Origin of the sequence: Methylocucumis oryzae (assembly GCF_000963695.1) — a bacterium.
GTDB lineage: Bacteria > Pseudomonadota > Gammaproteobacteria > Methylococcales > Methylomonadaceae > Methylovulum > Methylovulum oryzae.
Genome location: NZ_LAJX01000182.1, coordinates 1 through 10,399, shown reverse-complemented (window position 1 = coordinate 10,399; position 10,399 = coordinate 1). Strand labels below are relative to the sequence as shown.

11 protein-coding genes and 2 pseudogenes are annotated in these 10,399 nt (G+C 42.9%); 6 read left to right on the top strand and 7 right to left on the bottom strand.

Going from position 1 to position 10,399, the window contains the following annotated elements:
- From gltX to orn, 4 genes and pseudogenes are all read right to left on the bottom strand, one after another.
- Positions 1-1,210 (bottom strand): annotated as a pseudogene (gltX, locus tag VZ94_RS15970) (glutamate--tRNA ligase); the annotation flags it as partial.
- Positions 1,211-1,219: 9 nt separating this feature from the next.
- Positions 1,220-2,492: pseudogene (serS, locus tag VZ94_RS15965) on the bottom strand (serine--tRNA ligase).
- 39 nt (positions 2,493-2,531) lie between these two features.
- Positions 2,532-3,230, bottom strand: a complete 699-nt coding sequence (gene crcB, locus VZ94_RS15960; RefSeq protein ID WP_045779988.1) for a fluoride efflux transporter CrcB — start codon at positions 3,228-3,230, stop codon at positions 2,532-2,534.
- Positions 3,227-3,778: an oligoribonuclease gene (gene orn / locus VZ94_RS15955; RefSeq protein ID WP_045779987.1), complete on the bottom strand. Its 552-nt coding sequence runs from the start codon at positions 3,776-3,778 to the stop codon at positions 3,227-3,229. The genes crcB and orn overlap by 4 nt, the downstream gene beginning before the upstream one ends.
- Positions 3,779-3,867: 89 nt before the next feature.
- Between orn and VZ94_RS15950 the strand changes: the two genes are divergently transcribed.
- From VZ94_RS15950 to rsgA, 3 genes are read left to right on the top strand one after another with little or no spacing between them, the layout of a single operon-like run.
- Positions 3,868-4,971, top strand: a complete 1,104-nt coding sequence (locus VZ94_RS15950; protein WP_338040453.1) for a M48 family metallopeptidase — start codon at positions 3,868-3,870, stop codon at positions 4,969-4,971.
- Positions 4,952-5,113: a hypothetical protein gene (locus VZ94_RS32315; protein ID WP_338040452.1), complete on the top strand. Its 162-nt coding sequence runs from the start codon at positions 4,952-4,954 to the stop codon at positions 5,111-5,113. The genes VZ94_RS15950 and VZ94_RS32315 overlap by 20 nt, the downstream gene beginning before the upstream one ends.
- Positions 5,113-6,003 (top strand): ribosome small subunit-dependent GTPase A, encoded by an 891-nt coding sequence (rsgA, locus tag VZ94_RS15945; protein ID WP_045779986.1) that lies wholly within the window; start codon positions 5,113-5,115, stop codon positions 6,001-6,003. The genes VZ94_RS32315 and rsgA overlap by 1 nt, the downstream gene beginning before the upstream one ends.
- A gap of 238 nt (positions 6,004-6,241) precedes the next feature.
- Here the strand turns inward: rsgA and VZ94_RS15940 are convergent, their stop codons facing one another.
- Positions 6,242-6,874 carry a L,D-transpeptidase family protein gene (locus VZ94_RS15940; RefSeq protein WP_239650002.1) on the bottom strand — a complete coding sequence of 211 codons (633 nt, stop codon included), beginning with the start codon at positions 6,872-6,874 and terminating at the stop codon, positions 6,242-6,244.
- 129 nt (positions 6,875-7,003) lie between these two features.
- On the opposite strand from VZ94_RS15940, the gene VZ94_RS27135 reads away from it, so the two are divergent.
- From VZ94_RS27135 to VZ94_RS25245, 3 genes are all read left to right on the top strand, one after another.
- Positions 7,004-7,174: a P-loop NTPase family protein gene (locus VZ94_RS27135; RefSeq protein WP_204369175.1), complete on the top strand. Its 171-nt coding sequence runs from the start codon at positions 7,004-7,006 to the stop codon at positions 7,172-7,174.
- Positions 7,175-7,223: 49 nt separating this feature from the next.
- The gene (locus VZ94_RS15935; RefSeq protein WP_052700638.1) at positions 7,224-8,318 is read left to right on the top strand and encodes an ATP-binding protein; all 1,095 of its coding nucleotides are present in this window, start codon (positions 7,224-7,226) and stop codon (positions 8,316-8,318) included.
- Between the two features lie 251 nt (positions 8,319-8,569).
- On the top strand, positions 8,570-8,728 hold the full coding sequence (locus VZ94_RS25245) for a diguanylate cyclase domain-containing protein (RefSeq protein ID WP_109867709.1): 159 nt from the start codon (positions 8,570-8,572) through the stop codon (positions 8,726-8,728).
- A gap of 34 nt (positions 8,729-8,762) precedes the next feature.
- Here the strand turns inward: VZ94_RS25245 and VZ94_RS15930 are convergent, their stop codons facing one another.
- Positions 8,763-9,842, bottom strand: a complete 1,080-nt coding sequence (locus tag VZ94_RS15930; protein WP_052700637.1) for a PhnD/SsuA/transferrin family substrate-binding protein — start codon at positions 9,840-9,842, stop codon at positions 8,763-8,765.
- Between the two features lie 10 nt (positions 9,843-9,852).
- Positions 9,853-10,296: an STAS domain-containing protein gene (locus VZ94_RS15925; protein ID WP_045779984.1), complete on the bottom strand. Its 444-nt coding sequence runs from the start codon at positions 10,294-10,296 to the stop codon at positions 9,853-9,855.
- Between the last annotated feature and the right edge of the window lie 103 nt (positions 10,297-10,399).

The window sequence follows — 10,399 nt, the reverse complement described above, 5'->3', positions numbered from 1 at the left end:
GCTTCGGCTTGCCAGTCGTTGAGCTCGGCAAACGCGGTGCGTAAACGCATGAAAATATCTTCGACACCTGGGGCAAGGTTTTTCTTGGCTGCTTTTTCGTCGTAGGTAGAAAAAAATCTTGATAAAAGTAACGGCTTGCTTCTGCCATATCGACTAAAGTTTTACAGCGTTCGCGTTGCACTTTGACGAGATCAACTAAGTCTGGGCCATTGTTTATATCGATTTTTAAATGTTCAAAGTGCCAGCGCAAATGCTTAGCCACATGGGCTGGCTCACTGCTCATGATGTAGTGATGATTTAACCAAAGCAGCTTGTCCATATTAAACGTTGACGCCGAGTTATTCACATCTTCTAAGGCAAAATGCTCAATCATTTCGGCAATAGAAAAGACTTCTTGGTCACCATGCGACCAGCCTAAGCGTACTAAATAATTTAACAAGGCTTCGGGTAAATAACCTTCGTCACGAAATTGCATGACGCTAACCGCGCCGTGGCGTTTAGATAAGCGGGCACCATCTGAGCCTAAAATCATTGGTAAATGCGCATACTGAGGAATAGGCGCGCCTAAGGCTTGCAAGATATTCATTTGTCTTGGCGTATTATTGACATGGTCATCGCCACGAATGACATGAGTGACGCCCATATCCATATCATCGACGACGACTGTTAAGTTGTATGTTGGCGTACCATCGGCGCGGGCAATAATTAAGTCGTCCAATTCTTTATTGGCAACAACAATCTTTCCTTTCACTAAATCATCGATGACAACAACGCCATCAACAGGATTTTTAAAACGCACAACGGGTTCGCGTCCTTCGATAACGCTGTTACCATTGCGACATTTGCCGTTATAGCGCGGCTTTTCTTTGTTAGTCATCTGCTCTGTGCGTAATTGCTCTAATTCTTCTTTGCTGCAATAGCAATAATACGCATCGCCTTGGTTTATTAATTGTTGAATGACGGCTTTATAGCGGTCAAAGCGCTGGGTTTGATAGTAAGGACCTAAATCATAGTCTAAGCCCAACCAGTCCAGGCCTTGTAAAATAGCATCGACGGATTCTTGGGTAGAACGCTCTAAATCCGTGTCTTCTATGCGTAAAATAAATTGGCCGCCTTGTTTGCGCGCATATAGCCAGGAAAATAAAGCTGTGCGAGCACCGCCAACGTGTAAGTAGCCGGTGGGGCTAGGTGCAAAACGTGTAGTAATCATGTTTATTAGTTATTCGATAACAGTGATGCCGCCCATATAAGGCTGTAAGGCTTCAGGGATGTGAATGCGCCCAGCTTTATCTTGGTAGTTTTCCATAACGGCAATTAATGTTCTACCTGCTGCGAGTCCTGAACCATTTAAAGTATGGACTAACTCTGGTTTGCCGGTTTCTGGGTTACGCCAGCGTGCTTGTAAGCGCCGCGCTTGAAAGTCTTTGAAATTACTGCAGGATGAGATTTCTCGGTAAGCGTTTTGACCGGGTAGCCAGACTTCTAAATCGTAGGTTTTAGCCGATGAAAAACCGGTGTCGCCTGCGCATAACAGCATTTTTCGATAAGGTAATTTTAGCCGTTGCAAAATAACTTCAGCATGGCCGGTTAGCGTTTCTAGTGCAGCAGGCGATTCTTCAGGCTTTACGATTTGCACTAATTCGACTTTTTCAAATTGATGTTGGCGAATCATACCGCGCACATCGCGTCCATAAGCACCGGCTTCACTGCGGAAACATGGGCTATGACAGACATATTTTACCGGTAGTGTTTTGGCGTCTAAAATCTCATCGCGGACAATATTAGTGACCGGAACTTCTGCGGTAGGAATCAAATAATATAACGGGTCAGTGCTGGCTTTAAATAAGTCCGCCTCAAATTTTTGGCAATTGCCCCGTGCCGCGTAAGCTATCAGCGTTGACTAAATAAGGCACATAGGTTTCTGTATAACCATGCTCACTGGTATGCGTGTCGAGCATAAATTGGATAATAGCTCGCTGCAAGCGGGCTAAGGCTCCGGTTAATACAACAAAACGTGCGCCGGAAATTTTTGCGCCTAATTCAAGTTCTAAGCCTTTACCAGCGCCTAAATCAACATGATCTTTGGCCGGAAAATCAAATACAGGTGGCTCACCTATGCGAGACACTTCAAAATTAGCCTCTTCGTTTTTTCCGTCAGGTACAGATACATCTAAGATATTAGGGATGGCTTCCATAATCGCAGTCATTTGGTCTTGAATGTCTGCAAGCTTGGTTTCCGCTGCTTTTAATTCATCGCCTAAATGCTGTACTTCAGCTAATAACGGTTGCACATCTTCGCCTTTAGCCTTAGCCATACCGATGGCTTTCGAGCGGCTATTGCGTTCGTTTTGCAACTCTTGAGTTTTAATTTGAATCTCTTTACGCGCAGTTTCTAGCGCTGAGAAGTGTTCAGTATCAAAGGGAAAAGAGCGTCTGGCTAGTTGCTGCTGTACATAGTCCAGTTCCGATCTAAATAAACGCGGATCTAACATAATGACCTAAAAATAGTTACCTAAAAGTAGAGTGAAAAACTAAAACTGTTTTGCGCCTATAATACCTAGACTGATAAATAATAAGCAAATCAAACTATTACCGGCGAAGTTAATAATTAAAGAAAAAGCATGGGTATTGATATGATGGCCTTGTTCGAGTAGCGACAATAACACATAAAAGCCGGAAAAGAGCAAATAAGCGCCTATGGTAACAATAAGTAATAAAAGCTGTTGTTCGGGTACGAGCTGAATTTTGCTTAATAATAATTGCAGTATTAAACCGATTAAGAAGGCGCCAATTGCATTGACTGAGACTAGGGCATACGGAAATAACCCTGATGGCCAATGCCAGCTACCGACTGATAACGCTTTTCCTAACAGTAAACCTAGCCAAACAGCAAATAAACAACAGGTTACGCTGGCAAAAACATTAAGCAATGCTTTGTTTAATTGGTCTTGCTGTAATAACAACACGGTTTCCAACGAAAACGTTGAAAACGTGGTAAACGCACCAATAAAACCGATTAAAATCGCGGCCCGGTATTCGACGGTGAATCCGACTCTATGCAAGACTAAGGCTTCGGTTAGCAAACCTAATAAAAACGAGCCGAAAATATTAACCGCTAATGTGCCGTAAGGAAATTCGCGCCCTAGCCAATGATAAATGCCTGTTGAGACCATAAAGCGGATTAAAGCGCCACAAGCACCGCCTAATGCAATGGCAAACAGCTGGCTCATTTGTTATTGCTTGCAACAATAAAGTGCTTGCGGTAATAACGCAATTCTTCAATCGAATCAATAATATCATCTAATGCTTGATGCTTAGATTCTTTCGTAAAGCCTTTTTTCAGTTCAGGTGCCCAGCGCGCGACTAATTCTTTAAGCGTAGACACGTCTAAATTACGATAATGAAAAAAAGCTTCTAAATTAGGCATATAGCGTGCAAGAAACCGTCTATCTTGTCCAATGCTATTACCGCATAACGGTGAAGTTCTTTCCGGTAGCCATTGTTTTAAAAAATCTAGCGTTAATTGCTCGGCCTGTTGTTCAGTAATCGTAGAGGCTTTAACACGCTCGATTAGTCCGGATTGGCCGTGATGTTTTTGATTCCAGTCATCCATAGCCGCTAATACCGTATCGCTTTGATGAAGGGCGAAAACAGGCCCTTCGGCGAGTATGTTTAAATCTTTGTCAGTAATGATTGTTGCAATTTCGATAATTAAATCGGTGTCTGGGTTTAACCCGGTCATTTCTAAATCAAGCCAAATAAGGTTTTGATTATCCATAGTCTATAGATTCCATTGTCTGAAAGGTTCTGATTAGTGTAGCATTGGCGATTATTAACGTCTAACTCTTACAGCCAAGCATAATACCGATGAATACCTTTTCTCTGTTTTTTATCAGCGCGTTACTTATCTCATTTGGTGTGGAATATTGGTTATCGCTACGCCAAAGCACTCATGTCAGTCAACACCGCGATACGGTTCCCGATGCGTTCAAGCAAAGTGTCTCGTTGTCAGCCCATCAAAAAGCCGCCGATTATACGCTGGCTAAAAGTAAATTAGGCGATATTGAGCGTATTATCGGTGTCATTTTGTTATTACTGTTGACGCTAGGCGGTGGTGTTAATGCCGTGTTTAGTTTTTATCAACAAACGCTGTCTAGTGGATTAACGGCAGGTTTAGCTGCGATTGCGACATTAATGTTGATTATGGCGCTGTTGGAACTGCCTGTTAGCGTGTATCAGACGTTTGTCATTGAAGAGCGTTTTGGTTTTAACAAAAGTAGCGTACAGCAATTTGTAAAAGACCATCTGTTGCAAATGGTATTAAGCGCGGCAATTGGTTTACCGCTATTAGCATTGATTTTGTGGGTGATGGAATCGGTGTCTAATTGGTGGTTATGGGCTTGGGCGATTTTAATGACATTTTCTATTTTAATGAGTTGGTTATATCCAACCATTATCGCGCCTTTGTTTAATACGTTTACGCCGATTGCCGAAGGTTCGCTAAAAAATAGGATTCAACAGTTATTAGAGCGTTGTGGTTTTAATAGCCAAGGTATTTTCATCATGGATGGTTCAAAGCGCTCCGGGCATGGCAATGCTTATTTCACAGGCTTAGGTAATAACAAACGCATTGTCTTTTTTGATAACTTAGTTAACTCACTCGATGAAGAAGAGTTAGAAGCAGTGCTAGCACATGAATTAGGTCACTTTAAGCGCAAGCATGTGATAAAAATGTTAATCGCTAATGCTGTCATGACGCTGGTTGCTTTTGGCTTATTAGGCTGGTTAATCGACCAAGCTTGGTTTTATCAAGGCTTAGGCGTGGCGAGTGAGCAACAATCGAATGCTTCTGCGTTGTTATTATTTATGTTAACGTCACCGGTTTTTACTTTCTTTATCCAACCAATTATGACGTATTGTCAGCGTCAATTTGAGTTTGAAGCCGATGATTTTGCTTCTGCAAAATGCTAAAGCTAGCAAATTGATTAGTGGTTTAGTCAAGTTGTATGAGGAAAATGCCAGCACGTTAACGCCAGACCCGCTTTATTCTGCTTTTCACTACAGTCATCCGCCAGCGGCTATTCGTATCGCGCATCTACAAACAAAAGCGTAATGCCCGCTTTACTACAAGGTCTCGTTATTGCGCATTTAGGGCAAGGGATTGCCGTTGAACATGAAGGCCAGGTGATACTCTGCCAAACACGTAGACGCTTAGAGACCGTTGCAGTAGGGGACACTGTTTTATGGGAGAGTACTAGCCTGGATGCAGGTCGAATTGAGCAGGTTTTGCCGCGTCGTTCAGTATTATTAAGACCTGCGCGCGGCAATAAAACCAAACCGGTTGCGGCGAATATCGACCAAGTGTGTATCGTGTTTGCGATAGCGCCGTTATGTGATTTTTTGCTTCTCGATCAATATCTTGCTGTTTGTGAACACAACCAATTAACGGCGACATTGGTATTAAATAAATGCGATTTAGTCGATACTGAGCAATTAACACCGGCTTTAGACGATTATGTTAATTTAGGTTATAACTTACATCGAGTTACTGCGTTAACGCCAGAAGACGCGAGTTTTATCGCGTTAAAACAAGCGATTAGCGATAAAGTCAGTATTTTCACCGGGCAATCCGGTGTCGGTAAGTCCTCGTTAACCAATGCTTTAATCCCAAATAAGGCATTAAAAACCAATACTATTTCTCAAACATCAAAATTAGGTCGGCATACCACGACCGCAGCGACTTTATATCATCTGCCCGAAGGTGGCGATATTATCGACAGTCCAGGTGTTGCTATTTTTGGACTAGCGGAATTATCGGCGGCTCAATTAGCTTACGGCTATCGAGAATTTCAACCGCTACTAGGGCAGTGTCGGTTTAATGATTGTCGTCATCTGCACGATAAAGATTGTGCAATACGCGACGCAGCCGAGACTGGCCGAATTTCAATGGCGAGATACCAGCGTTTTTGTAAGTTATTAGAGAAAATGGCGCTTATTGCTTAGGTTGCCGCTATTCGGCTTTTAACGTAGTAGCTTGTACAGGTAGTGTTAAACCAACGTACTAGCGTCATAGTACACATTTCTTTAGCACTACAGGCCACATTTATGACGGAGTAGGGCGTTTAGAACGCAGGACGCCGTATATACATCCCTGTAGGCTTGGTGGCAGCATCCCTGCTGCCGACACCTGCGTTCTAAATACCCTGTCCCGTCTTAAATTGGTAACTGGGCTACAAGCGGGTTATGTTTTAGACCGCACATATTGTCGGAACTCATGCTCCAACGAGCGATACAATTCAGCGACCCAAGCGGGATTATGACCAATAGACAATGGTGCTAGCCTAGGATCGGTGGGAGCTATGGCTATCCGAACGTTGTGCAAGCCAACATCATGCACGAGAACGAATAGCTCTTCGATAGCGTCGTCTCCCATAGCAAGACAGCCGATAGATACCGATTTGCCGTGAATGAAGATATTGCTGCCTGGTTGCGTTCTGCCTTCAGCGTGTGCGTGTTGGCTATCGAAATTATTAGGATAATTCAGCTTCATAGAAAGATAAAAGCTACTGTTCGGATTAAGTCCTTCAATTCGATAAATACCTTCCGGAACTTGCTTATCGCCTTCCCGAAGTTTGGGACCTGATACGCCGCTTAATGCCTTAATCTTGTATCGGTGAATGAATGCTGGATGGTTAGCATGGCCCGCCCAGACTTCAAGATAAGCCGAATCTTTTAGCGCAAGCATTGTCAGCTCATTTGGTGGATAGGCAACCTGTGCAGCAGAGAAATATACCGCCATTCTGTTTCGGGTTTTTGAACCTATCGACGTGATAACATCGGCGACGCTACGCTGACCAGTAAGCTTGACAGTCATAGGAACCCAAAAGCTCCGACCGTAGAAATAAAGGCTAGTAGCTGCCGCGAAAGCAACAGTAGCGATAAGACCCGCAAGTTTAATTTTACGATGCATAGCGGATTACCTTGACCAATAGAGGAGGTAGCCATGGTGATTGGCTGGATTTGGCTTCTAGCCAAAGTACTTTTGGGTAAAACGGTCATGATCTACCATGTGATAGATAAATTGCTCAACGAAGGCGTAGACGCTAAGCAAATTTTATATGTATCACTAGAAAACGCCGTTGTACACAGGGCTTTCTTTAGAAAAAATCGTTAATCTTTTTCAAAGTGAATTTAGCCATAAGCGGCATGATAGCTTATTCATTATGTTTGATGAAATCCAGTACCTTCCTGGTTGGGAAGTACATTTGAAATCACTGGTCGATTCCTACCCAACGTACAAATTCATTGCTACGGGTTCGGCGGCAGCGGCATTAAAGCTCAAAAGCAGAGAATCCGGGGCGGGGCGTTTTACTGATTTTTTATTGCCGCCGCTGACATTTGCGGAATATTTGGCGTTTATTGGCAGAGTTGAGGATTTGATTGTCCCTGAGTCTAAGCAATATGAGTGGCAAGAAAATTACTTGAATGCCAAAAACATCTATGAACTCAATAAAGAATTTATTAATTACCTAAATTTTGGCGGCTATCCAGAAGCGGTATTTTCAAATCCTATCAAGCATGATAGCTCCCGATATATCAAAAGCGACATCATAGATAAAGTGTTGCTTAGAGACTTGCCTAGCCTATATGGTATTAGTGACGTACAAGAGCTAAATAAATTGTTTACCACGATTGCCTATAACACAGGCAATGAAATCAGTTTAGATAGCTTATCGAAATCATCCGGTGTATCGAAAAATACGATAAAAAAATACCTCGAATATTTGGAAGCGGCATTTTTGATAAAAATAGTCAACCGCGTTGATTTTTCATCAAAAACCTTTAAGCGGGCTACTACATTTAAAGTGTATTTAACTAATCCATCCATGCGGGCGGCTTTATTTGGCCCGGTTGATGATGAACATCAAGCAATGGGCGCGTTGACAGAGACCGCCATTTTTAGCCAATGGTCGCATAGCGACACTATTGATAACTTACATTACGCTAGATGGAACACAGGGGAAGTGGATATTGTTTGGCTTCATTTTGCCACGCAAAAGCCAGCGTGGTGTGTGGAGGTGAAATGGTCAGACCAACCTTGTTCGGATTCAAGGCTATTAAAAGGCGTAATAAGCTATGCAAAAAATAATGGCATAAAATGTGTTCGAGTAACGACTAAAACCATTTCAAAAACGGGCTGTTATGATGATGTGGAAATCGAATTTCAACCTAGTGCGGCTTATGCATATACGCTAAGTGCCAATATTTTAAATGAAAAAGCACTCGAAAAGCGAGTAGCAAAGCTATCTGTGCAGTAACGAAATCTTATCATTAATCCTCCGTATTTTACGCAGGGACATCGGTCGATAAAGCCGTCGAGCAATTACGAAAGCAAAACGGTCACGGTAAAGCGGTGCTGGTGTATTCCTCACGGTTGAGTGTCAATGTTAAGCTATTTATTGCATCTCATGTTTAAAGTAACCCGCTTTTTTTACTTTAGAAAGCGAATTGTAAGAACATCCTGAGCCAGTTCGCGCGTTCAGAGAGGCCAGCCTGCGCGTTTGGCGCTATGCGATGCAACATCAGGATGAAATCATCCAGCTTTATTTACAGCCAATTTAGCACCAGTGTCCATATTAGCCTTTATCCAGACGATGCAACAGATATTAATCAGCTAATCCATATTGCAGACCAACGCATGTATCAACATAAGTCATCAGCTACTTAGTTTAACAGTACGGTTGAATCTACACTGTCTTGCTTCAGCTTGTTTGAGCATAGCGTTGATAGAGCATCGTCAACATATCGCATTCGTCTTGGTTAGGTTTGGCCCAGCCGTTTAGGCCTAAGTCAGCCAGTACTTGCCGACCTTGGCTGTCTAAGCTCATATCTAATAGTATTTCGCTTAATTTCAAGCCCATCTCGGTTTGTGCAGGCGAGGTGCAGAATAAATGGCAGGCAAATGCCGTTTCGCTTTGGTCGATTTGGCGTAGATTTTTTCGGGTTAAGCCGGATAAGCCTTTATAGGTTTCGCTTAACATGAATAAAATGTCTGCTGAGCCTTTTAACAGCATTTGTAACGCTTTAATGTCATGACCTGAGAATAAATACTCGATATTGGCTAAACTAGGTTCGCTTTCTTCTAGTAGAAATCTACCGAGTAAATAAACAAAACTGTCTGGGGCGGCGGTGACGACTTTGCTATTTTTAAAGTCGCTGAGCCGTGTTCTGGTTTCATCTTCTCGTACCAGTATCGTGACTTCGTCGGCTTGGTCGATGGGGCGTAGCAAGGGCATGAATTGGTGTTCTAGCATTAACCGAGTCGCTTCAAACGGTTTGGTAAAGACAATATCCATGTCTTCTATATGCTTGCGCCGTTCTGTCATGGCGCCGTGCACAAGCTCCATGTGTATTTCTCTACCTAACTGGCGCTGTAAATAGGTATTGAAGAAATACCAGCCGTTCATTTGTTGGCTGCTTTGCGCGCTTATCCATAAGCTGAGTTTTGACGTGTTATTCGCCTGTCTAGCCGTATGCAGTTGTGCAGTAGATGCGGCTAAGGTTTTTGGTGTGGTTACAGGTAGCTCAGGTTTGTTGGGTAAGGGCTGATCGGTTAAAAAGCGGTTTAAACCAGTCATTTTAAACAGTACGCTAATCATGCGATTAGCATTGATGACCCGCGTTGTAATATTGTTTTTTTGCCAATGTTCAAACAGTTTTAATAATTGCGCTAAGCCCATAGAGTTCACGCGTTGCACACCGGTAAAATTGAGCTGTACCGCGCAGCCTTCAGGTAAGGTATAGAGGCTTTCTAGGACAGTTGTAGCGTCAACATCAATCACCCCTGTAAAATCAAAACGTTTGTGCTAGCGCAGTCGCCGACGGCGTTGGGCTGTAGAGTAAGCCTTTGGCGTTAAATATATCGCTGCTAGGTGCGCTAATAACGCTGGTTTTTTCAAAGCTCGTCGCTGGTGAGTTAGGTTTTACCGGGCTATGTGTCTCACTTAAGAAGCGGCTGAGACCGGTCATTTTAAATAACACCGTTATCATGCGGTTAACATTAACGACTTGTATCGTAACGCTGTGTTTTTGCCAATGTTCAAATAGTTTCAGTAACTGGGCTAAGCCCATAGAGTTAATTCGTTCTACTTGCGCAAAATTGAGTTCAACTTTGCTTTGTTTCGGTATTTGATACAGTGGTTCAAGCAACGAGGTGGCATTTACATCAATGGTGCCTATAAATGAGAATTGCTGCTCTAGGCTGTCAGTTGGATGTGAGGGTTGTATTTGCAACACGAGTAAATCTTCAGTAGTAATTCGATTTAATGAGTAATGAGCTTGGGCTGGTAAGCTACTGGCTAAAAAAAAAAAAAAAATTGGCTAGGCCGGATTTGTTAAA